Raw genomic sequence first — 23,115 nt, forward strand, 5'->3', positions numbered from 1 at the left:
ATGAGAATCAGAATGAAAAAATTATTATTACTTAGCAGCTTACTCAGCATATTATTGTTAACGAGCTCATGTCAAAGCACTTCAAGTGAAGAGCAAGCCCAGAAAGTACAAAAAGTTCGCGTTGAAGGCAATTTATTAGTTAAGCCCGATGGATCAAAGATGATCTATAAAGGCTTAGCCCTCAATGACCCTGCGGTTTTGACCGATGAAAATGAATGGAACGAAGCTCACTTTGACCACATTCAAAAATGGGGCGCCAATGTCGTTCGCATTCCCGTTGCTCCTAAGAACTGGCAAAAGCATGGGAAGGAATTTTACTTTGAAGCTTTTGATAATGCCGTTAAATGGTCAAAAGCTCGCAACATTTCCATCATCATTGATTGGCATTCAATTGGCAATCTCAAGGAAAGGAAATTCCAGCGTGACGGATACATCACGACTCTCGAAGAAACTCTCGACTTTTGGGATCTCATGTCTAAGCGTTATAAAAATGAACCCACAGTGGCGTTTTATGAAATTTTCAATGAACCCACAACTTTCTTCGGTAAACTCGGAGAAATGACTTGGGACGAATGGCGTGCACTCGTTCAAATGATCGGCGCCACAATCCGCTACAATGATGATGATACAGTGATTATTGCTGGTGGACTCAATTGGGCCTATGACTTAAGAGATGCAAAAGACAAACCTTTTTTACTCGATAACCTCGCTTACGCAGTTCATCCTTATCCACAAAAATCAAAAGATGATAAGAATAGTAGCATGGAAGAAAAATGGGATAAGATGTGGGGCTTCATGTCGCAGAAATACCCACTCATTGCCACTGAGTTTGGCTTCATGTCCGAAGATGATAAAGGCGCCCACATTCCTTGTATTGGTGATGAAGCCTGGGGCAAGCGCCTCGTAAATTACTTTGATAAACACAATGTGAGCTGGACTGTATGGTGCTTTCATTGGTCCTGGACACCCTCACTCATTGAACGCGATTATTCGCCTCGAGAAGGCCAGGGCATGTTCTTTAAAGACGTGATGACTAAGAACATTACTTTTTTCGAAGATGCGAAACCTCAGGTTCAAGCAAAAAGTAAATAATCTTTTAGTTTTCATAAACAGGGCGAAGCCCTCAGTCGCCAGTTGAGGGTGGCAACCCTCACGGGGTTCGGGCTGGCCCCGAGTCTATCCCTTAATCAGGGCGCATCCCTCAATATTTTACCATCAGGGCGAAGCCCTCAGCCGCCAGTTGAGGGTGGCAACCCTCACGGGGTTCGGGGCTGGCCCCGAGTATTAGCATCTATAAAATCGCAACGCGATGATAATTTAATTAGTCCCACATGTGAATGTGGGGTTTAGGATGATAACGGAAAATTTGTGTGCCTTTAGGTACACGACATGAGTAGCCTAAATTGTAGCCCCGAGTCATACCCCCAAGATGCTCCTCAGTTGCCAGTTGAGGGTGGCAACCCTCACGGGGTTCGGGGCTGGGCCCGATATACCCTTTTTTCCTTCATGACAATGAATCTAAAATTTAATCACTTTTTTGACTAGCTTTTCAATTCCTGACCAAGCTTCGGCAGGACCACTCGCCAACATATAGGCAGGTGTTGTCACGACGCGATTGGCTTCGTCCACAACAATGGAATCCACAGCACAATTTTCATGAATTGCACCACAGGCTTCTATTGCATCCGCAGTTCCCTCATCATTACCAATCGTCACTAAGACGTCTTCCTTGCCGAGGACTTTTGCGATGAGCGCAGGGGCAATGCACATAGCACCGATTGCTTTACGATCTTGATAGAATTCGAGAATAAAGTCTTCTAAGTTCTTATTTACACTGCATTCAGGGCCTTTAAGGGCAAAATCACAGAGATTGAGAGCGGCACCAAAACCACCAGGAATGAGTAGGGCGTCGTAGTCAGAGGATTTAGCTTCGGCAAGATCCAAGACATTGCCTCGCGCAATACGTGCGGATTCCTCTAAAACATTTCTTGCACTGGAAAGCGCCTCATTATTGAGGTGATTAACATTGGCACTCTGTTCAATATTGGGTGCAATGCACTGATACTCAACTCCCGCTTGATCTAAAGCGAGTAGGCTGAGAGTTGCTTCATGAATTTCCGAGCCATCAAAGACTCCTGAACCGGCTAAAATAACGGCAATTTTCATTTAAAACCTCACTGATTTAATTGTTTGGCTTAAACTAAAACCACTCAATTAAATCTGCCAGTGCCGCATGTGAATTCTTCTTTAAATCTTTTTTAAGATCCAACTTACTTAATAAAATTTAAAACAAAAAAGGCTTCCCATTTTTGAGAAGCCTTTTTGAAGTGATGAAAAAGTGAATTACTTAACTAGCTGACCATAGAGGTCGTAATCCGTTGCCTCTTCAATGTGTACCGTGAGGAACTGCTGATCGAGGATCGCTTCATCTGCAGAGAAATGCACGAGGTTATCAACGTCAGGAGCATCGCCTTCAGTACGTGAGAGCACGTAGTAATCACCAGCTTCTTCCATGATTGCTTCGTCAAATCGCTCGTCATTGGGATCGATATCTGTTTTGAGGAAAGCTTCGTCAACAATGACGCGTAAATCTTGACCGGCAAAACGCTGATTTTTCTCGTAGGAAATCTCTTGCTGAACCGCCATGATCTGATCGCGACGCGCTGCTGATGTTTCGGGATCGGTGAAATCTTCCAAAGATCTAGCGTGAGTATTTTCCTCATGTGAATAAGTGAAAACACCCAAGCGGTCGAATTGCTGTTCTTTTACAAAGTCCAGGCACTCTTGGAATTCTTCTTCGCCTTCACCTGGGTGACCAACGAGTAGGGTGGTACGCATGACAACGCCTGGCATTGCTTTGCGGAATTTATCAAGAAGAATCTCAGTACGTTTGCGAGTGATACCACGACGCATAGTTTTTAAGACCTTATCTGCACCATGCTGAAGTGGCATATCAATGTATTTAGCAATGTGCTTAGACTGGGCAAAAGTTTCGATCAACTCATCAGTGACCGTTGTTGGATAAAGATAAAGCAAGCGGACCCAGTACTCATCGCAATCGAGTTTGTCGAGAGCTTTGAGAAGTTCTGCAGTACTAGAACCATCTTTTAAATCCGAGCCATAACCCGTGGAATCTTGAGAAACGAGAATGATTTCGCGAACACCGCGATTGAGTAGGGCTTGAGCCTCTTTGACAATAGATTCGATTGTACGGCTACGGAGTTTGCCACGGAAAGTAGGAATTGCACAGAAACTACATTTGTGATTACAGCCTTCTGAGATTTTGATGTAGGCATAATGCGAAGGAGTCACTAAAAGACGCGGCGTATTTTCATCGTAAAGATAAACAGGTAGATCATCTTTTTGAATCGTATTCATCGTCGGCATTTTGCGCAACAAGTTATTTACCATGGTACCAATACTTGCTACATCGTCGAGACCGAGGAATAAGTCCACATCAGGGTGATTCTTTTTAGTTTCTTCTGGACTACGTTGGGGCAAGCAACCAGCAACCACGACTTTGCGACTCTTACGTTTTTTCTTCCAAGTAATGGCATCCATAATGGCTGCGTTTGATTCCTGACGTGCACCTTCAATGAAGCTACAAGTATTGACGACGAAGATATCCGCATCGTTTAAATCACCAGTGATCACAACACCACTTTTGGCCATGCTACCAAGCATAACTTCAGTGTCCACAAGGTTTTTTGCACAACCTAGACTACTGACGCAGATTTTTGCTGTTTTAGGCATAAGTTATTTCCTTTAAATTATTTTGCTGACAGAGTATTGATTTTATCCAAAAATACAAGCTCTCCAACACGAATAGAAATCAATGAGATGATTATATGAAAAATCTACAAGATCCACTGGCGCTTAGAATTGCGTCAATTATGGGGGTGCTCTGTATTGCACTCGGTGCCTTCGGCGCTCACGCTTTAAAACTCGAAGAACCCCAAGTCGATTGGTTCGACAAGGCCAGTCGCTACCACATGTTTTGTACGGGTCTGATGCTATATCTCGCCATCAATCGTCAACGCAAAGTCATGTATACGAACCTCTTTGGCTGTTTGGTTTTCTCGGGCTGCCTCTACGCCATGGCCATGGGAGCACCCAAATTTCTAGGCGCTATCGTACCAATAGGGGGGCTAGCTATGATACTCTCGTGGATTATTCTACTTATCTCCAGCTTTCAGGATAATTCTGAAAATCAGTAAAAGAATACTGGTCACATACACTTAAGAGATTAAAGTTGAACAAATAAAATTTCAGGAAATACCATGTCTACTGCAGTATTAAAAATCAGCTGTCCCGACCGCAAGGGAATCGTTGCCGAAGTTTGTCAGATATTAGCCGATTGTTCCGCTAATATTATTGATGCTCAACAACACCGTGAAGAACTCGATGAGCAATTTTTCATGTACGTTAAGTTTGATTGTTCAGAACTCAATTGTGATCGCTCCATACTCGAAACGCGCTTAAAAGCCAAGTCAGAACTCATTGGTTTTAATTGGTCAGTGAGCTTTAAAGACGAAAAGAAACGCTTAGCCATCATGGTTTCCAAATACGATCATTGCCTCTACGATTTACTGCTTAAACACAAGTATGGCGAATTGGACGTGGACATAGCTCTAATCCTTAGTAATCATCCCGATTTAAAAGCAACTGCAGAGCATTTCAATGTTCCTTATCACCATATTCCACGTAACAAAGACAATCGCGAAGAAGCTGATCAAGCAGCCGTAGATCTCTTTCAAAAGGAAAAGGTCGACTTCGTGGCCATGGCACGTTATATGCAGATTCTTACGCCAACACTCATCAACGCATATCCCAATAAAATTATCAATGTTCACCACGGCTTCTTGCCAGCCTTTAAAGGTGCTAAGCCTTACCACCAAGCGTATACTAAAGGTGTTAAGCTTATTGGATCGACGAGTCATTACGCCAACGAAGAACTCGATATGGGACCCATCATTGACCAAGTCACTGTACCAGTCACTCACGCACACTCAGCCGAAGACATGGTTCGTGCAGGGCGAGACATGGAAAACAGCGTTCTTTCAAATGCGGTAAAAGCCCACGCATCCGATCGTATCATCGTTTACAAAGGCCGTACCATCATTTTCGACTAAATCTCTCAATTCACACGAACTCATAATTACCCATATCAACAATGTCGCATAATATATGTTATGTATAATTATTTGGATCGCTTCCTAAGAAGCTCCGCTTCGCCCCCCCCTGGGACCGCCAAGCTCCAGCTTGGCAATTGCGGACAATACTTCATCCACAGAATTATTAACGCGTCTAAGACGAGCTTATCTAATGTGTAAAACTATGGCGGGTTTTCTTCAGTCGTGTTCACTTTTGAGTTGATTAAGGAGGGGACTAATCTTTCGGAAAAACCCGCTGCAAAAGACCAAAAAAGTAATTTCCCAAAATCTTCTCCAGTCATTGGATATGTTTTCCATAAAAGACTCTCTAAAAATTCATTATCAGGAATACCTTCAGGTTTTTGAATGTAAAAATTGGGGAATAAATCACCGTCAACAATTCCTGAAAGAACCATGATATAGAGAACCATAGCAAAAACCCCCCCAAAGAGAGGTATGACTAAAATTTGAGGCCATGATTGACTGAGTAGCTTTAGTTCATTGTCCTCCATTCTCTTTAATCTTTGCTGGATACTGACAAAGCCGCCAATTATACCACATGAAATTACTAACCAAGAAATCATAATTCGGTCTTGAAATATTCCACCCAGTGAAACTCCGCCTGCGACAAGCATCATGATCGCGGTAGTGTAAACAAGTCTTTTACTAATTATTTGAAGTGCTTCAATTTTATCATCTTTCGTCATGTCATCATATCCCTTAATTATATTAAACAAATGGACTCATGCATAAAAATAAATCAAGAGCTTATATTTCCTTGTTCTTTGATTTTTTTAGGTGTTGGTTCCACAAACTTTGGATTGCCTTTGGTGGCACTCTTTGACGATTTTTTATTTTCCCCCATTAAACTGGATAAAAAGGAATCAATATGTTTTTAAAATCTCCGTAGACACCTCCGAATTTTTAACGCGTCTCAGGCGAGTCTAGCCCTTGCCCTTCCATTAAAAATTTAAAATTAAAGTGCCTACAATTGCTCTAAACCATCTGTGTTAATCCGTGAAATCTGTGGTTAAATTTCCCTTGAACTTCAATTAAAAATTCAAAATTGAGAATTAAAAATTTAAGCGCAGCGCAAGTGTCTAACTTATGGAAGCAATGTTGACCACTTACTATAGAAGGTTTTGATCATCACTGGAACCATGGCCACAGGAACATCATCGATGGTATTTTCTTTAGCATTTTTTGAGATTCTGACACCATAAGTATCATTCTCTTGCGACTCACGCCAGATATGTATCTGAATGCCATCTTCGTTATAGAACGAGATTCCCCAAGGACAGAAATCATCGCCCTGCTCTTCGAGATTAGTCATTAAGGCATCTGCCTCTGCTATATCAATGGCTTGCCATTTGGCCAAGGCATCAGCCTCACCACTTACTTGAAAATCATCTCCTTCAAAATCTGACTTCTGAAACCATGCGTCCATCATAAATCCTCCTTAATTTATTTGCTCCTCATAATCTAATCTCTTAATTCCTATTGACTACTAAAACTCGAAACACACGCACATTCTTTTTGTTTAACTGAGCATTCGTCATAGATGCTTATTTAAAGGGCGATCAGCATGCTATTGACTGGGCGAACTATTGGCCACAGGATAAGTTAGTTCAATGGGGAAGTTAAAAACAGAAAGTAAGGAATTTAATAAGAGTTCATGAAAGTTTATAAGAACAAAATTGTACGGATGCAACGTTTTCTCAATTTGTTGCGCCAAGAGACCTATCCCAATAAAGAAAGCTTTCGTCGTATGCTGATGGAATCTGACCAGGCTAAGGAAGAGAGCTATGCAGTATCTACAAAGACCATAGGTCGTGAAATAGATTTCATGCGGGATGAGTACAAGGCCCCCATATACTACGATGATAGCGAATTAGGCTACTACCTCACTGATCCAACTTGGCAACTTCCCTTTCAGACTCCCGATCAAGAAGAGTTCTTCACTGATCTATTTGCTTTGCGCATTGCTAATAAGACCATCCCAGCACCTTTGCGTGAGACCTTAGAATGTTTAGAAGAAGTCCAGCAAGCTGCATTAGCAGGAAGCCCCGATGATCTTCAGGCCATGGAGTCATTGATTAGCAAAGACCCACGTATACCCGAGATTGCTCCCGAAATCTACAAAGCTGTTCTCACAGCCTGGCAAGAGAGTCGGCCCATGACGATTCACTACCGTGGAGCCGGAGGACATAAAAGTGAAAGACAAGTTGATGCTCATGCACTCTACTTAGGTAATGATAGTTGGTACATCCACGCCTATTGCCACAAGGCAGAGGGTTTCCGCAGCTTTGCCCTGCATCGCATAAGCAAGGCTGAAATCAGCGATGGCTTCTTCAAGAAGGATCTGAAAGTCATTAACAAAATCAAAATGGGCTCCCCCTTTAGCTACAAGACAATCGACAATGCCGAAGTTATTGCCTCACCACAAGTGGCTCAGTTAATTGCTGAACGTGATTGGTTCCCGGGACAAGTTAATGAATGGCGTGAGGATGGCAGCCTCTGTGTGCGCTACACCAAAGTCGCCGAAGACATTCTCATCAGCTGGGTCCTCGGCTACGGTGGCGAACTGCAACTCATTACCCCACCCTCGGCCGTCGACAAACTAAAAGAGAAGTTAAAAAAACTACAGAAAATCCATTAATTCTTTGATTCTTTCTAAGTAAAATATTCTTTTATCAGAAAAAAGGATTACCTGATGAGTACTAAGAAAACCACAAGGCTAGAACTCTATCAAGAAGTCTAGTCCAAATCCCTATTGCAATTATCCAAAAAATATCGCATGTCGGATCGAGGCTTAGCCAAGCTCTGTAAAAGACATAAAATCCCGACCCCACCTCGTGCTTATTGGGCAAAAAATAGAATGTGGTGTGAAAGCTCATAAAACGAAATTACCAAAGCCATCTGATAATCCCGAGATCACTCTTCGAAACACATTAAAGATTATTTAAAGAAATATCAATGAAAAAACTAAACCATGATATGTCAATAATTTTAAACTCAAATCCCTTCACTCACTCACGTGGACAAGATCAATCATGTTTTAGACTAATAAAACGTGATTGATATTAGGAGGTAGGTATCATTGGGGATAGGGATCTACTTCCTATACTGACTGGGAGTGATCCCCTGAAACTTTTTAAATTGTTTGGAGAATTCAAAGGCATTGCAGTATTTAAGCTGATCAGAAATCTCTTCAATACTATGACTTGTTTGGGTGAGTAAGGCGACGGCTTTTTCCATTCTAAATAAGTTCTGATACTGACGAGGGGTGCAATTCATTTCCTCTTTAAATTTCTTTCGCAAGCTCTCATACCCCACCGCTCGCAGCTGACAAAAATCCTGTATTTTATCACTCACATGAAAATTGTTTCTCAGGTAATCACAAGCTTCTTGAACCACCGAAGGGCTCTCTTGAATACTTTGGGCAAAAAAATCCTGCAGAAGAGCAATGATTTCAGGTAGTAGCCTAGGAACTTGATGGCTTTCACATTCTTTTAGCTTGTCTATCATTTGCCGATGCGTTTCCAAAAGACTTTTGCTGATCTCGCAAAAGCCCACAAGCTTATTCTCCTTAATCATCTGACACGCCAACATCATCTCGTAAGTTTTGACGCCAAAGTCGAAAAAGACTTCCTGCCATTCTTCGCTCGTATCAATAAAAGTACTATGCTTCAATTGTGGCAGTCTTTGAAAATACATCCCCTGTCGTAATGGGTGTTCATGACCATTATGATCCACATAAGTACCCTTGCCTTTGACTATAAAAACGACCGCATACCAAGGCCACCTTAAATTCTGAAAGTCAAGTCTAACAGATTTAGACAACTGCCCCAGGCCAACTCTTTCAGACTGATCACTAAAGTAGCGATGCGTCAGCATATTATTTTTACCAAAAAACATATTTTATTTACCAAACAACTCATTCATAAATATTAATTATTATATATCTTTAATACCAAATAACAATTTATAGAGATCGATCATGAAGATTAACACTTGGGAAAATCCACAATTTGTTTCCTTAAACACCCTTGCCCCACGCCCCCCACTCTACAGTTTTGACTCACTTGAAAAAGCTTTAGAACAAGATCAATCAGCTTATATCCATAGTCTAAACGGCAGCTGGAATTTCAAACTATTTAATACGCCTAAGGAAGCTCATCTTGATCTTTCAGACTGGGATCAAATCAAAGTCCCCTCCTGTTGGACGCGGGAAGGTTTTGAAGATCTCCCAAAATACAGCAACGTGCAGATGCCCTTCGATGAATCTTACCCAAAGGTTCCAAAGCATAATCCCACGGGGATCTATCATCGTAAAATAGATAATATTTGGCCTGATCGACGTACGATCATTCATTTTGCTGGTGTAGAATCGATGTTTTACCTCTACCTCAATGGTCAAGAAATTGGCATGAGCAAGGCTTCGCGAACACCTGTCGAATTTGATCTGAGTGCATACCTGCAAGTCGGCGAAAACGACCTCCAGGTAAAAGTTATTCGTTGGTCAGATGGTTCCTATATTGAAGATCAGGATCACTGGCGCATGGCTGGTATTTTTCGCGATGTTTACCTTTACTCAAGTAAGGATAAATACTTCGAAGACCTCTTTGCTAAAGCTGAACTCAACGAAGACCTCAAGGGAGGCAAGCTGACTTGCGAAGTTCGACTCGCTAGTCGCCAAAGAGATTTAGAACCACACAGAGTTGAGTTTTCTCTCTACGACAATCTTAAAAATAGACTTTGGACTGGTGGGAAGAAATGTTTCGTGAGTCCACAGCAGGCAAAGTTTTTTGATAATCAAGACGAAAATACGGTTTATCATCATATCCTAAAACTAGAAACAGCACTGGATTCCGTGATTCCATGGAATGCTGAAAAACCCTATCAATACACATTGATTGCGACTCTATACGATAAAAATGACCAAATCTTTGATTGTGTCAAAACTCGTATTGGTTTTAAAAGAATCGAGATAAAAAACCAAGAGCTCTTAATCAATGGCCAAGCTGTTTTAATCAAAGGAGTTAATCGTCACGAACACGACGAATACACAGGCAAAGTTGTCAGTCGCGAAACCATGATCAAAGACATCAAGCTTTTAAAGCAATTCAATTTTAACGCCGTTCGCAATGCGCATTATCCTCAGCCTGAGCTTTGGTATGAACTCTGTAATGAATATGGTCTTTACGTCATTGATGAAGCCAATTTGGAAAGCCATAATGATTACGACACCATCTGTCGCGATCCGCAATACGCCCCCGCTTTTCTCAATCGCGTCATGCGCATGTTCCATAGTCATAAAAACCACGCCTGTATTTTCCAGTGGTCAACGGGTAACGAAAGTGGCTATGGCCCGAATCACGATATGGCCATAGGCTATTTAAGGTCAGTGGACTCGAGTCGGATCATTCAATGTGAGGGTGCCATACATCAGGAATGGAATCAAACTGGCCCCGTAAACACAGCCTATCACGGCATGGCTACCGACACCTTCTGCCCCATGTATCCAGAAATTGAAGGCATGCTTGATTGGGCTAAAGATCGTCAAAACGACCCCCGCCCCTACATGCCCTGTGAATACAATCACGCCATGGGCAATTCCAATGGTTCCCTCAAAGATTATTGGAAAGCTTTTCGAGAGGTCCATGGCTTACAAGGTGGTTTCATTTGGGATTGGGTCGATCAAGGACTAGCCGAATATGATCAAGATGGTGAGAAGTACTGGGCTTATGGTGGAGATTACGATGAAGAAATTCACGATTTTGATTTCTGCATCAATGGTATGGTCTTGCCTGATCGCACGCCAAAACCCGGCATGTATGAATTCAAAAAATGTGCCGAGCCCATTCTAGTTGAGCAAATTGATCGTCTGACTTACAAGATTATTAATGATCAATACTTTAGCGACTTCAGCAATATTGCGATGCGTTGGACAGTTGAAGTCAATGGTCTAGTCGTCCAAGAAGGAAGTGAAGCGAATTTGACAATTAACGCTCAAGATAGCTTGGATTACAGCCTCAATTTAAATGCGCTTTCTGCTCCCGAAAATGCAAAAATCTCGGTGAATTTCTTTTTCACTTATCGCGAAGCGAGTAGCTGGCACGATGCAGGACAGGAAATCACTTTCAGCCAATTTTTTATTAAAGCAGATGTCCATGAAGGCTCTGTAAAAGATACGCCTAAGGTCCTTTTAAGGCTCCAGGACAATAAAATTTTCTGTGGCGAACAAGAAATTTTAGTCCCGGAAATCAATCTTTTTAGAGCCTGTACTGATAACGATACTATTCGCGCTTGGACTGGCCAGGAACATAAAATTGGCACGCAATGGTTAGCAGCTGGACTGAATAAGCTCAAGCTTCAGTCAGAAACCTTTGCTGATGAAGACGGAACGATCATTATAGATCGAAGCTACTTAGCTAAAGATAAGCAAATCAATCACAAAATGACTCTCAGTCCAAGTTTAGAATTCTATCATGAGTTTAATATTCCCGAAGACCTTCCTAGTCTGGCTCGAATCGGCGTAAAATACAAAATACCCAAAAGCTATGAATATGTTCAATGGCTTGGCCTCGGCCCCCATGAAAACTATTGCGACCGTGATTATGGCGCCCGTTATTCGCTCTACTCCAATACAGTTGCCGATCATTACGTGCCCTACATCCTGCCTCAGGCTCACGGCAATCGCTCTGGTGTCAATAAATTGAACTTAAGTAATGGACAAGCCAGCTTTGATTTCCAGGGTGAATTCGAGTTTAGTTTAAGCCCTTGGTCAGAGGATGAACTCATTAATTCATTTCATACCCATGAATTAAAAAGCAAAGGTCAAGAAGACTTCTATTGGCTCAATCTAGATCTCAAACACCGTGGCGTCGGCTCCGGCAGTTGTGGCCCAACAACTCGCCCAGAGTACTGTATCCCTGCAAAGAACTATACTTTTAAGTACTCTATTGAATCTTAGCTCAAAGCTATAGTCAGAATATTCAATAAATCATAGGATACAGTCTAGATTCAGAGGACCGAGTCCAGTTTACTTAAGTGCAGCTTCATTCATATCCGGTCACGTCTTTCATAAACATTCTAATTAAAACTGATTTAATCAGAGTAAAGAAAAAGCACTTACATCGCTGTAAGTGCTTTTTTGTTTTCGAGTGGGCCCTGAGGGACTTGAAGCCACGACCGTCCGATTATGAGGCAGTTTTTTGGCCTATTTTCAGTACTTTTTTTGCTGTTTTTCTTCAGGTTTGAGGAGAAACTGGTACTCGGTTCATAATGGTTCAATTCGCTGCATGAAAAAGCAAAGTGCTACAAAAGTAGCTACAGTCTAATTCCTTGAATTATACATTAGAACAAAGGTAAAGATTTTATCTTTAGGTAGCTATTAGGTTGATTCTATAACTTATTGAATATAAATCTTATCCTAACTTGCGGTTAAGGTCGTCATAGCTTGAGGATAAAGTCCGACACTTCACTAATACCTCTCTTTCAAAAGTCCAAGCATGTGATGGTTTACGTCCCAGAGGTTTGTTATTGGTTCGTTGCTTAGGGGAAGTGTGGGCATATAACCCGCAGGTCCAAATTCTGGACAAATGTAAAAACTATCGACGCGACGCTTTTTATTAAGATCGACAATATGATCCCACCAAGAAAAATGAGCTTCCATTGCATTTTTGTTGTGAGGGCAGCGAGGGTCATTAATTTGTGGCCCCTGTTCATGCCCTACTCTCGCGTGAATATAATCACAGCGCTCCATGGCCTTCTCCACACGCTCCTGCTGATTTTGCAAGAGTGATTCATGAACACAGCACCAATGAGAAAAGTCGGCATTGAGACGTAATTCTGGAATCTCTTCCATCATTTCGAGAGTTGTGTTAATAGAGAAGCTAAAGCGACCGCGATGAACTTCATGAACGACTTTTAAGTCAATTGCGTCTGCATAAGCATTAATCTCACGAATGATTTTTGCGTTTTCCGCAAGAGTGAAGTAATCTTTCCCTGTATGCGAATTCACAAAAATTGCATTGAGTTCTTTGTGATTATCTAGTTGTTCTTTGGAGTAATCAATATGATCTTGAACTGTCGCTCTAGCTCTAAATAAATCCGAATGCTGCTGCCCTATAAACTCAAGTTCATATTTATTGAGAAGTTCTTTCATTTCGGCACGTTCATCCGCCTCAAAAGAAGCGCGAACTTCTATGGCGTCAAAACCGCCCTCTTTTATCTTCTTTAAGTTGGCTTCAAGGGAATGTTCGGCCATTCCCCATAAACCACGTACAAATTTAAATTTCATTATTCACTTCTTGTATTCGTCATTAGCTATGTCTTCTAAAATGAATTTTTTCTTCTTTTGTTACACCTTTCCACTCATACGGGTCCACACCTGACACCAATTCTACGGCTCTATTGTCCTGTAAAGAAGCGGGCAATGCAGACTCCCCCCAAGGCAACAGGGAATATGAATTCATATAGTGACTCACCAAAACTCTTCTATACTGATCTGAACGATTTTTTTGCGACCTATGCAAAAGGTAACCATTAAAAAAAACAACTGAGCCTTTTTTTACCTCAACGGGAATCTGTTGACTATCATCAAAACCATAAGCCATATTCGAAGCATCATATTCTTCATTATTGTGATGCGCTTTCTGCGGAAAGATCTGTCCATCGCGATGAGAACCCGGAAGAATCCACAAACAGCCATTATCGACAAAAGCATCATCAAGAGCAATCCATGCACCAATTAAAGAGCGATCACGCGTGGGAATATAAAACTCATCCTGGTGCCATGCCTGCCCCTGATACCCTGGTGGCTTAACAAAAAACATCGACTGCATACACTTTACAGAACCATCCCAGAAGGGTAAATGGGCACCAGTAAGCTGACTCAAAATTGAACAAACTTTTGGATGCTTGACATACTTGTCTACAATAGGTGAATGAAAATGAGGCTGATGGATACACAGGACTTTCTTAATCACATCTTCGTCTGAATCTGTCGGCAATATTTCAATGGGGTTCTTAGCTGGTGAGTATTCTTCTCTGATAATTTTTGGGGCATCATTCTTGAGCTCATCGACTTCATCATGGCTGAGTAATTCATTGGCAATATAAAAACCTTGATCCACAAAGTGTTGTACATCATTTTCACTTAAACTCTTAGGCCAATCAATTTTTTGAGTTTCCTGAAGCATTTTTTTCTCCTATTAATTTTAGAATTGTCTAAGCTTAAGAAGATTTATCACGATTAGCAATTATCTTAAAAATAAAAAAATTATCTATAATGAATATTTTATCAGAAAAAAGCACTTTTTATTCATCAAAAATTACCTATAATCAAAAAAGTTCACTTGGACCTAGAGTGCAGAACAACTTGCAGTTCGTCTGGGTTAAGAAAGGTAAAATTCATTTATCCATTAATAAAAAACAGATCATTATAGATAAAGGTGAGTTCATTTTTCTCTTTCCCAATCGACAGGAGTTCTTTGTTTTTGATGAAGGTACAGAGCACAGTTGGATCGACATTTCATCACCTAATAAACTCGATCATACAGAGATAGAATTTAAGGTAATGAAGGCGAGTTCTTTCATGCATAAATGTGAAAGTTTACTGGGACATAAGCAAAGTATTTCCTGTAAAGAACAATCCACTCAGGCTTTTGTTCATCGAGCCTTCATTTGTGAAGCCATTGATCTTTTATTGGAAAGAAAAAAAAATCCTGCTTATACTCTACATGTCCAGAAAGCCATTGATTACTGCAAAGAAAATTTAAGTGCAAAATTAGACAGTAAAATCCTTGCTCAACATGCAGGTTTGAGCCCCATTTACCTAAGCAAGTTATTTAACAATGAATTAGGTTTAAGTTGTGCCAAATACATTTTGCAACTGCGTTGTGACGAAGCTGAAAAACTACTCCTTAATACAGGGATTTCATCAGCAGAAATTGCCTTCCAATGCGGATTTGCAACTCCCAATCACTTTTCTAGAATTTTCTCACAACAAAAAGGCCAGAGCCCAGGAAAATACCGAAAAAGTCATTGGGGGCAATAATCTTAAACGAAGTAATCTAATTCCTGTAGTCAATGGGAGTTAAAATAATCAATAGAACATAATATGCAGTCGAAGTTCATAGACCCGATTGATTAATAACATATAACTTTAAGATATTAGGCTCTTATTACATAAAAGGTATGCTGTACCCTTAAAAAATCATTTCTAAAGCTCCGTCACAGTGCATATGCACTAAATATTTATTTTGAATTTGCATTTAACATATTATATTAGTATACTATATATAATACATTGAAATAAACCTTAAGGCTTAAGTATGAAAAAGATTAAAATTGCCCTAATTGGACTCAATTTTGGCAAAAATATAGTCGATCAACTAATGACAGGTGAGAATACGGCTATTTTTGACCTCGTTAAAGTTTGTGATTTAGATAAAGAAAATCTAAAGCAAGTAAAAGAACAATATAACATTGATGGTACAAATGACTTTAATGAAATCCTAGAGGACCCCGAAATTGAGGCAGTAGGCTTATTTACAGGCCCTAGTGGTCGGGCAAGTTTTCTTGACAAGATTATCACTGCAGGTAAGGATGTGATGACTACGAAACCCTTTGAACTTGACTGTGAAGCTGCACTACAAGTCTTAGATAAAGCAGAGAGTTTAGGGAGAGTGATTCATTTAAATTCACCAGCACCTTGCCTGCCACCTGACATGCAACTGGCCAAGCAATGGCAGCAAAAGCATAACTTAGGTCGAGCCGTGGGCTGTAACTTAACTGTGTGGTGTAAATACCGTGAAAAAGCTGATGGTAGTTGGTACGACGACCCCATTAAGTGCCCGGTTCCCCCTATTTTCCGATTGGGAATCTATTTAATCAATGACTTGGTACAAATATTTGGTGAGGCGGAGCAAGTGAGTGTGACTTCCAGTCGTATCTTCACCGAGCGTCCCACTGCCGACAATGCCAATTTAACTATTTTATTTAAGAATGGTGCTATTGCCAATATTTTTGCTTCTTTCTGCATCAATGATGGTGACGCCTACAAAAATAGCATGACTCTTAACTTTGAGAATGGCACCGTATACCGCAATGTGGGAGTCAAACAAAGTCCGGGTATGGAGAACGCAGAACTAGGCTTAATTATGGGCAACTTCGAAAAAGGGAGAACCATAGTTGAAGAAGAATTCATTCCCGTTTGCAGCGGACAGTACCAATGGGATAATTTTGCCAAAGCTATTCGTGGAGAAAATATATCTTCTGAACTTAAAGCGGAAGATATTGTCGCTAGCCTTAGGATTATTGAAGCGATGTCACTCGCCGATCAAAATAATGGTCATGCCAAAGTCAAAGCGGTGCTTGCTTAAATGATTACAATTGATGACAAAAACATCCCGCTTAAGGACTTAATAGCAGTTAAAGCAGGCCAATGTCTAAGTATTGATAACTCGCAGGCTTCTTGGTATGGTCACGGATTTAATCATGACCAAGCCTGGCCTTTAGAAGAAATTACTAATGATAAGTTTGCGGTAAATAATATTCAGTCTCCCCTATGGATGAATTGTAATGGCCAAGCTTTTTTGGCGGATACTGAGGCAGCACTCCAAGTAAATTTTAAGGATCAGGAACAGCTTGAGATCCTTTGTGAAAAAGATTTTAATTTACGCTACTTTGAAGCAGATAACTTAGCTCAACTTTGGCAAAAACTAAAAAATGAACTGGGCTGGCAAAGACCTCAAATTAAAGATTCTCTCATGGGTGACGCCTTCTTTTGTACCTGGACACAATACCCACGCGCCATTAATCAAGAGCGAATCTTAGAAATGGCTCAGGAAATTCGTCAGTACGATTACCCCTGCTCCACAATTGTCATTGATGACCGTTGGGAATCTTGTTTTGGAGAGCTCGAGTTTGGCAAGGATTTTCCCGAACCTCAAAAAATGCTCCAGCAATTGCATGACATGGGCTTTCAAGTTTTACTCTGGGTCACTCCCTTCGTCAACTGTGAATCTAAGTATTTTAAAGAACTCGAAAATCAGCAAGTCCTTGTGCCCCACATAGAGGGTGAGCAAGCAGCTACGTTTCGCTGGTGGGGCGGCACTGCGGGCTTAGTTGACCTCAGCCGCACCTCTGGTAAAGACTGGTATAAAAACAAACTTCTTACGCTCAAAGAAATGGGTGTCGATGGTTTCAAAATCGATGGTGGGGATGCCAAGTATATGCCCGCTCAAGAAATCGCTAACTGGGACTTAGATCCCTCTGCTTACTCTGATTTATTACTAGAAATTTTCGAAGAAATTGCACCTGGAAACTGTGAATCAAGAGCTGCTTGGATGAGCCAAAATCGCAATATCATTTGGCGTCTTGGTGGCAAAGATTCCCACTGGGGAGAAGACAATGGACTCAAAGCCTTGCTTAACTTAAGTCTCCACCTTTCCCTCTGTGGCTACGACGCACTCATACCCGACATGATTCCAGGCCGAGTTCAAACCATGAACTCAGATGATCCACTCGTCACAGATGAACTCATGGTTCGTTGGACAGAAATATCCTGTTTTATGCCTTTTGTGCAATTTAGTTATTTTCCATGGAACTATTGCGAAAGTACTGAACGCGTGATTCATGGTTTGGCGAAAGTCCATAAAGCATTAGAAGCCTATCTTGCGGAGTCCGCAAAAGATCATTCCGCCCCCCTCATTCGTCCCCTAGAATTAGCTTTCCCAAATTCGGGTTATGAAAAAATTGGCGATCAATACCTCCTTGGTCCAGACTTGATGATTTGTCCAGTTTTAGACCCAGGGCACAAGCAACGCAAAGCCATTTTTCCAAATTCGGACTTTGTCGATGCATGGACGGGCAATGCGATGGATGCAGGTGAAATCATTATTGACACACCCTGCCCAGGTATTGGTCTATTTATAAATAAACAAAACAAGGCACTCTATAACACCTTAAAGCCTGTATTGAAAAATATAGCGCGAGCTTCCGTGAAATCAGGTACATGTACAAGCCAGCACAAGTGTGGCTTAAATCGCGACCTAAATGTCACAGGATAAAGCTATGAATAGAATTAATCTCATTTCATTTAGTAAAAAGCTTATTTCAAGTAGATAAACTGACTATAGAATATAAATTATCATACAAAATGTATTTTAATTAAACAGGAAAATCTTATGCCAGGCTATAAAGAAATTGCACAAACAATGGAACAAGAAATCAAAGACGGGAAGTACGAGGAACGCCTCCCCACGATTGATGGCTTGTGTGATATTTACAAAGTCTCTCGAGTTACCATGCAGCGTGCCATTGGCGTCCTCAAAAAACGTGAAGTCGTCAATACTTCACCAAAGCGTGGCATTAGTGTAACTCGCCTCAAACGCCCACGCTCACATGTTTTAGGCGCTGTCTTGCATACAAAATATGGCTCACCACTTCACGAACAATTAATTGAAGGCATGTATCACGAAGCGGAAAAATTCAACGAAGTTGTCGCCGTCTCAGCAGGTACTCTTGGAAATGTAAAAAAAGAAGTCACGCAAATCAAACAACTCTTGGAGAAGCAAAAAGTCGACGGATTCGTGATTTGGCCAAGTTGGAACGATGGCAAAGTATCTCCGGGCGTTAAATATCTGATTGATGAAGAGATCCCCTTTGTTGTTGTTCCAGATGACTTTCAACACCAATATAGAAACTGTAATTTAGTGACAAACCGCAATGATACGGGTAGTTCTGAAGTCATGACTCACCTCTTAGGATCTTCATATAAAAACATCCTCTTTGTCACAAAAAGCAATGGTATTGCTCCTAGTTTTACAGAAAAGCGTTATGAACAGTACAAAAAATCTTTGGGCTTAGCCAATCTAAAAAGCTACCCAATGATGACCTGCAAGGCATTAGCCAAAAAAAGAAAAGTTTTCGATGGTATTGACGCCATCTTTTGCGATACCGATGAGTGCGCAATTGAACTTGTAAAAATATGCTTGCAAAAGGGCGTGAGTATCCCTGGTGATATTGCCTTAGTGGGCTACGACAATACAAAAATTGCTCATAAGCTAGACATCACTAGCATCGAGCAACACTTTGGGAATCTCGGTCGTTTAGCCATCGATGTCTTAATACGTGATATTAACGGAGAACTCATAGAGAAAGAACATCATACAGTTCAGTCTGAACTCATTATAAGAAACAGTAGTAAACGATAAAATATGAAACTTTTTTCGCTTCTAATTATGTTTGGAACCATCGTACAAGCTAATGATTTACGCTATTTTGCGGAACATGATAAACGCGAGATCAAAAGTGAAATCATTGATTCAGAACATCAATTGCGCTTAATTTCCAGCTTACCTGAGAATTGGCAAGAATCTGATAAACGGCCCGCATTTGTCTTCATTCACGGCGGTGGTTGGGTCGCTGGAGAACCCGAAAATTTCATCCCCCAAATGCGTTACTTTGCATCTCGTGGTGCCGTATGCTTTAGTGTAAATTACCGTTTACTCAAGCCAAAAAATTACCGTTGGAATAAAAAACTAAGTGATGAAGAGAATAAAATTAATGAGCAGAAAAAGCTCCAAGAGTTTATTGCTGGCCCCTCATTAACTGAGCTAATTTCCGATTGTGAAAAGGCCATGCTTCACATTCGTAAAAACGCCAGTTCTTATGGAATTGACCCCAAACGTCTCATTGTCATTGGCGACTCGGCCGGAGGTCACCTAGCTTCATGTATGGCTACAATTGTCAAAGCAGAAGCTCGAGCCAATACTCTTGTTGATTGCAATGGCATTACTGACGTCACTTATGACCCTTGGATCAACAATATAAAACCCTGTAATGATCAGCTTGCCAAGGCTAAACAAGTTTCTCCCGTCTTCAACATTCCCACGCAGCCCATCCCAGCTCTCATCCTCCATGGTGACCAAGACTTTATTGTTGTTGAAAAAATGGCAAGGGAATTCCATAATGCCTTGTATAGCAAAGGATATTCGTCAGAATTCAAACTCTATAAAGGAGCTCGCCACGCCTTTATCGTGTACAACTACAGTGCAACTTTAGAAGAAATGACTCAATGCCTTTTAGATATTGATGCATTTGCGGTTAAACATAACTTTTTAAGTGGTCAAGCAACACTCGCCATGCCCGATTATTCAGTCGCCGATCAAAAAATAATTTTACAAGCTGCAGAACTTAAAACGGGTCAAGAGTTTAAATACGCAAAAGACTTTCCAGGGCAATTTACCTTGAGTCTAAAAATTAAACCCGAAAAGAAATTTAATGGCAGCCTCTTGCAACTATCAGGGAACTTTGGGCTTAATCACAAAGTACATAATAATGGGCACGACTTATCCAGCCGCCGCTTTCGTCAAAGAAACAAGGGTTTTAAGCTCATTGCAGAGCAATGGAACGACTACCAATTAGCCGTTTCTAATGATAAAGTTGTCATTACTTTGAATGGCCAAACAACAGAATATGAAAAAAATCTTCCCCTAGGATTTATTTCAAACACACTGATTATTGGCAAAGGCTTAAAAGCCGAAGTCAAAGATCTAAAGCTCTATAATTACCCCTTCTAATTAGGGTAGATTAAATTGTCAGCAACTTTGAAATTATAAGTAAGAAATGGCCATGATCACACTGTGCTTTAGCTTTCTGGCAGACGATTTTGTTTTATCAAAGCAAAAGAACTGTCCAGTATCTTCAATCATCATCCCGAAGCCTATAAGTCAATGGCTTAAAACAGGCATCAGATGTCCCCAAGTCATGCCATCTTCAAAAAATTTAAAGTGTGGGAATTAAAATGAAATTGCACAAGCTCATCATCCTTCTTAGCTTATCATTCAATTCTATGGCTCTTCAAAATCCTAATATCCTGTGGATTGTCAGCGAAGATAATAGTGCCAACTGGTTAGGAGTTTACGGCAACAAAAATGCCACAACACCCCATTTAGATAAACTCGCCGGCGAGGGCTTCACCTATACTCAGTGCTATTCAAATGCGGCCGTATGTGCGCCTTCCCGCTCTACCTGGATTACAGGCATTCATGCGGTTTCTATGGGAACTCAGCCCATGCGTAGCCACTACCCTATCCCCCACGATCAAATCAGCTATTTCCCCGATCACTTGAAAAAAAATGGCTATTACGTCTCCAATCACTTCAAAACAGATTACAATATTGGCGGACGCGACGATTTTGATTGCTGGGATAATGACAAAAATGATTCCCAAAAGATCTATGGGTGGAGGAAGGCGCCAAAAGATCAAGCTTTCTTTTGCCAAATAAATATTCACGATTCCCACGAGAGCCAAGCCTTTGGCTTAATTGATCAAACCCGTCATGACCCAAAACAAATCACCCCCTTCAAATATCACCCAAATACTAAAGTCATGCGCCAGAACTATGCTCGTTATTTGGATAAAATTGAGGACATGGATCGCCAGGTTGGAAACATCCTTAAAGAGCTTAAAAAGGATGGCCTGGAGAATAATACCATTGTAATCTATAGTTCTGATCACGGCGGTGTGATGTTCCGCAGCAAACGTTTTATCTATAATTCGGGAACTCACTGCCCGCTCATTTTGCGCATTCCGCCAAAGTATAAAGAACTTTGGCCGACTCAAAAGCCCGGGAGCGTTATTCACCGCCTGGTAAGTTTTGTGGATATGCCAAAAACCTGGCTCAGCATTAGTCAATCTGCGATTCCCGCAAATTTTCAAGGGCGTATATTTTTAGGCTCAGAAATTGAACCAGAAGCCTCATTTCACTTCTCCTTTCGCGAACGTGCTGATGAACGCATAGATAATGCTAGGATGATTAGAGATAAAGATTTTATCTACATCAAAAACTACCTGCCTTTTGTTCCCACCGGGCAGAACCTGATGTATCCCAATATTATGAAAGCGACTCAGGAATGGCGTGAACAACATCAACAAGGACTTACAGATAGCATTACAGGCCGTATCTTTGGCGCCAAAGATAGTGACGAGCTCTATGACTCCAACAAGGATTACGACAATATTAATAACCTTGCCAAGGACGAACCTTATAGTCAAAAACTTAAAGAGCTCAAGCAAGCCATGCGTGAGTATCAGCTAGAAATCTTTGATTCAGGCTTACTTCCCGAAAGTGAACGTTTGCGTTTAGCGCAAAAACATAAAATGACAATTTATGAACTCATCCGTAAACCGGAGCTTTATAATTTGCCCGCACTGCTAGATGCTGCCGATTTTGCGATCAGCGCAAAAAAATCAGATCAAGTACAGCTCTGTAATATGTTAAACTCCCAAGATCTAGGGATTCGCTATTGGGCGACTACGGCTTTCTGCCGTTTAAACAACTTAAGTAAGCCATCCATAAGCAAACTTAAACACTGCCTTTCCGACGAGTCTCACGAGGTGCGCATTTATGCGGCTTACGCGCTCATAAAAAATGGCCATAGCGAAGAAGCCTATCAATGCTTGCGAACCCTCTTTGATCAGAAAAGTTATGCTCGTCTTACTCTACTCAACGCCATAGACTGGCTCAAAATTGGCAAGCAATTTATTGATGAACTCAAAGCAATGAATACAGACTGTAATTATGAACAAGACATGCGCTCACTCATTTTCAAAAACAACGGACTTCCCTATGATTCCAACTGGGCACAAAATAAATACCAACGTCTCGAAGAAGAAGCAATATCTAAAAGAGATTCAAGACCCTAAGCTACCATGGCGCGCCTATTAATCCGGCGAGGAGTCACTATTAATCCGGCGACAATATAGAGTGAAAAAGTATTAGCTAATAATGCTGTAAGCATGAATATATTATGAATGCTGTAAGCATGGATTAGGGCTTTGATCCGTTTCTTCAGAACTCCGTTATTCAAGTAAATCTCATTCATTGCCAAAGTAATAGCTAATGACGGAGACAAATAAGTCATTTGACTTTTGTTATTTATAGAA

18 protein-coding genes are annotated in these 23,115 nt (G+C 41.0%); 11 read left to right on the forward strand and 7 right to left on the reverse strand.

The annotated features are described in order from the left end of the window. Nucleotides 1–12: 12 nt before the first annotated feature. Nucleotides 13–1,092: a glycoside hydrolase family 5 protein gene (locus LNTAR_RS05200; protein WP_007277591.1), complete on the forward strand. Its 1,080-nt coding sequence runs from the start codon at nt 13–15 to the stop codon at nt 1,090–1,092. 426 nt (nt 1,093–1,518) lie between these two features. On the opposite strand, the gene elbB is transcribed toward LNTAR_RS05200, so the two are convergent. Together elbB and rimO are read right to left on the reverse strand one after the other, a co-directional pair. Further along, on the reverse strand, nt 1,519–2,166 hold the full coding sequence (gene elbB, locus LNTAR_RS05205; RefSeq protein WP_007277592.1) for an isoprenoid biosynthesis glyoxalase ElbB: 648 nt from the start codon (nt 2,164–2,166) through the stop codon (nt 1,519–1,521). Between the two features lie 177 nt (nt 2,167–2,343). After that, nucleotides 2,344–3,753 carry a 30S ribosomal protein S12 methylthiotransferase RimO gene (rimO, locus tag LNTAR_RS05210; RefSeq protein ID WP_007277593.1) on the reverse strand — a complete coding sequence of 470 codons (1,410 nt, stop codon included), beginning with the start codon at nt 3,751–3,753 and terminating at the stop codon, nt 2,344–2,346. Nucleotides 3,754–3,848: 95 nt separating this feature from the next. Here rimO and LNTAR_RS05215 point away from each other — a divergent pair, with 95 nt between their 5' ends. Further along, nucleotides 3,849–4,217, forward strand: coding sequence for a DUF423 domain-containing protein (locus LNTAR_RS05215; protein WP_007277594.1), 369 nt, complete (start codon nt 3,849–3,851; stop codon nt 4,215–4,217). 63 nt (nt 4,218–4,280) lie between these two features. Next, entirely contained in the window at nt 4,281–5,132 is an 852-nt protein-coding gene (purU, locus tag LNTAR_RS05220) for a formyltetrahydrofolate deformylase (RefSeq protein WP_007277595.1), read from the forward strand. A gap of 203 nt (nt 5,133–5,335) precedes the next feature. On the opposite strand, the gene LNTAR_RS05225 is transcribed toward purU, so the two are convergent. Both LNTAR_RS05225 and LNTAR_RS05230 read right to left on the reverse strand, forming a co-directional pair. Continuing rightward, on the reverse strand, nt 5,336–5,860 hold the full coding sequence (locus LNTAR_RS05225; protein WP_007277596.1) for a hypothetical protein: 525 nt from the start codon (nt 5,858–5,860) through the stop codon (nt 5,336–5,338). A gap of 398 nt (nt 5,861–6,258) precedes the next feature. Further along, the gene (locus LNTAR_RS05230; protein WP_040914284.1) at nt 6,259–6,603 is read right to left on the reverse strand and encodes a hypothetical protein; all 345 of its coding nucleotides are present in this window, start codon (nt 6,601–6,603) and stop codon (nt 6,259–6,261) included. A gap of 225 nt (nt 6,604–6,828) precedes the next feature. Between LNTAR_RS05230 and LNTAR_RS05235 the strand changes: the two genes are divergently transcribed. Beyond that, nucleotides 6,829–7,812, forward strand: a complete 984-nt coding sequence (locus LNTAR_RS05235) for a helix-turn-helix transcriptional regulator (protein WP_040914285.1) — start codon at nt 6,829–6,831, stop codon at nt 7,810–7,812. 455 nt (nt 7,813–8,267) lie between these two features. On the opposite strand, the gene LNTAR_RS05240 is transcribed toward LNTAR_RS05235, so the two are convergent. Continuing rightward, a complete protein-coding gene (locus LNTAR_RS05240) occupies nt 8,268–9,071 on the reverse strand; it encodes a helix-turn-helix domain-containing protein (protein WP_007277600.1) in 804 nt (267 codons plus the stop codon). A gap of 82 nt (nt 9,072–9,153) precedes the next feature. On the opposite strand from LNTAR_RS05240, the gene LNTAR_RS05245 reads away from it, so the two are divergent. Next, on the forward strand, nt 9,154–12,129 hold the full coding sequence (locus LNTAR_RS05245; RefSeq protein ID WP_007277601.1) for a glycoside hydrolase family 2 TIM barrel-domain containing protein: 2,976 nt from the start codon (nt 9,154–9,156) through the stop codon (nt 12,127–12,129). Nucleotides 12,130–12,639: 510 nt separating this feature from the next. Here LNTAR_RS05245 and LNTAR_RS05250 read toward each other — a convergent pair. Then, nucleotides 12,640–13,458 (reverse strand): sugar phosphate isomerase/epimerase family protein, encoded by an 819-nt coding sequence (locus LNTAR_RS05250; protein ID WP_007277602.1) that lies wholly within the window; start codon nt 13,456–13,458, stop codon nt 12,640–12,642. A gap of 22 nt (nt 13,459–13,480) precedes the next feature. Beyond that, nucleotides 13,481–14,359: a phytanoyl-CoA dioxygenase family protein gene (locus LNTAR_RS05255; protein WP_007277603.1), complete on the reverse strand. Its 879-nt coding sequence runs from the start codon at nt 14,357–14,359 to the stop codon at nt 13,481–13,483. A gap of 89 nt (nt 14,360–14,448) precedes the next feature. Between LNTAR_RS05255 and LNTAR_RS05260 the strand changes: the two genes are divergently transcribed. The 6 genes from LNTAR_RS05260 (at nt 14,449) to LNTAR_RS05285 (ending at nt 22,875) form a co-directional block, all read left to right on the forward strand. Then, nucleotides 14,449–15,216, forward strand: coding sequence for a helix-turn-helix domain-containing protein (locus LNTAR_RS05260; RefSeq protein ID WP_007277604.1), 768 nt, complete (start codon nt 14,449–14,451; stop codon nt 15,214–15,216). 277 nt (nt 15,217–15,493) lie between these two features. Next, complete coding sequence (locus LNTAR_RS05265) at nt 15,494–16,543, forward strand: Gfo/Idh/MocA family protein (protein ID WP_007277605.1); 1,050 nt, start codon at nt 15,494–15,496, stop codon at nt 16,541–16,543. Further along, complete coding sequence (locus LNTAR_RS05270) at nt 16,544–18,232, forward strand: glycoside hydrolase family 31 protein (RefSeq protein ID WP_007277606.1); 1,689 nt, start codon at nt 16,544–16,546, stop codon at nt 18,230–18,232. It begins immediately after the preceding gene. 117 nt (nt 18,233–18,349) lie between these two features. After that, nucleotides 18,350–19,378, forward strand: coding sequence for a substrate-binding domain-containing protein (locus tag LNTAR_RS05275; RefSeq protein ID WP_007277607.1), 1,029 nt, complete (start codon nt 18,350–18,352; stop codon nt 19,376–19,378). 3 nt (nt 19,379–19,381) lie between these two features. Next, entirely contained in the window at nt 19,382–20,746 is a 1,365-nt protein-coding gene (locus LNTAR_RS05280; RefSeq protein ID WP_007277608.1) for an alpha/beta hydrolase, read from the forward strand. A 224-nt stretch (nt 20,747–20,970) separates the two neighbouring features. Then, complete coding sequence (locus LNTAR_RS05285) at nt 20,971–22,875, forward strand: sulfatase-like hydrolase/transferase (RefSeq protein ID WP_007277609.1); 1,905 nt, start codon at nt 20,971–20,973, stop codon at nt 22,873–22,875. Nucleotides 22,876–23,115 lie beyond the last annotated feature (240 nt).

Source organism: Lentisphaera araneosa HTCC2155 (assembly GCF_000170755.1).
GTDB lineage: Bacteria > Verrucomicrobiota > Lentisphaeria > Lentisphaerales > Lentisphaeraceae > Lentisphaera > Lentisphaera araneosa.

What these genes read in the sequence shown, in the direction of transcription:
- LNTAR_RS05270 (WP_007277606.1), top strand. Translation starts at nt 16,544, where the DNA reads ATGATTACAATTGATGACAAAAACATCCCGCTTAAGGACTTAATAGCA.
- LNTAR_RS05215 (WP_007277594.1), top strand. Translation starts at nt 3,849, where the DNA reads ATGAAAAATCTACAAGATCCACTGGCGCTTAGAATTGCGTCAATTATG.
- LNTAR_RS05265 (WP_007277605.1), top strand. Translation starts at nt 15,494, where the DNA reads ATGAAAAAGATTAAAATTGCCCTAATTGGACTCAATTTTGGCAAAAAT.
- LNTAR_RS05240 (WP_007277600.1), bottom strand. Translation starts at nt 9,071, where the DNA reads ATGTTTTTTGGTAAAAATAATATGCTGACGCATCGCTACTTTAGTGAT.
- LNTAR_RS05230 (WP_040914284.1), bottom strand. Translation starts at nt 6,603, where the DNA reads ATGATGGACGCATGGTTTCAGAAGTCAGATTTTGAAGGAGATGATTTT.
- LNTAR_RS05200 (WP_007277591.1), top strand. Translation starts at nt 13, where the DNA reads ATGAAAAAATTATTATTACTTAGCAGCTTACTCAGCATATTATTGTTA.
- LNTAR_RS05275 (WP_007277607.1), top strand. Translation starts at nt 18,350, where the DNA reads ATGCCAGGCTATAAAGAAATTGCACAAACAATGGAACAAGAAATCAAA.
- LNTAR_RS05285 (WP_007277609.1), top strand. Translation starts at nt 20,971, where the DNA reads ATGAAATTGCACAAGCTCATCATCCTTCTTAGCTTATCATTCAATTCT.
- LNTAR_RS05250 (WP_007277602.1), bottom strand. Translation starts at nt 13,458, where the DNA reads ATGAAATTTAAATTTGTACGTGGTTTATGGGGAATGGCCGAACATTCC.
- LNTAR_RS05255 (WP_007277603.1), bottom strand. Translation starts at nt 14,359, where the DNA reads ATGCTTCAGGAAACTCAAAAAATTGATTGGCCTAAGAGTTTAAGTGAA.
- LNTAR_RS05225 (WP_007277596.1), bottom strand. Translation starts at nt 5,860, where the DNA reads ATGACGAAAGATGATAAAATTGAAGCACTTCAAATAATTAGTAAAAGA.
- elbB (WP_007277592.1), bottom strand. Translation starts at nt 2,166, where the DNA reads ATGAAAATTGCCGTTATTTTAGCCGGTTCAGGAGTCTTTGATGGCTCG.
- LNTAR_RS05245 (WP_007277601.1), top strand. Translation starts at nt 9,154, where the DNA reads ATGAAGATTAACACTTGGGAAAATCCACAATTTGTTTCCTTAAACACC.
- LNTAR_RS05235 (WP_040914285.1), top strand. Translation starts at nt 6,829, where the DNA reads ATGAAAGTTTATAAGAACAAAATTGTACGGATGCAACGTTTTCTCAAT.
- purU (WP_007277595.1), top strand. Translation starts at nt 4,281, where the DNA reads ATGTCTACTGCAGTATTAAAAATCAGCTGTCCCGACCGCAAGGGAATC.
- LNTAR_RS05280 (WP_007277608.1), top strand. Translation starts at nt 19,382, where the DNA reads ATGAAACTTTTTTCGCTTCTAATTATGTTTGGAACCATCGTACAAGCT.
- rimO (WP_007277593.1), bottom strand. Translation starts at nt 3,753, where the DNA reads ATGCCTAAAACAGCAAAAATCTGCGTCAGTAGTCTAGGTTGTGCAAAA.
- LNTAR_RS05260 (WP_007277604.1), top strand. Translation starts at nt 14,449, where the DNA reads ATGAATATTTTATCAGAAAAAAGCACTTTTTATTCATCAAAAATTACC.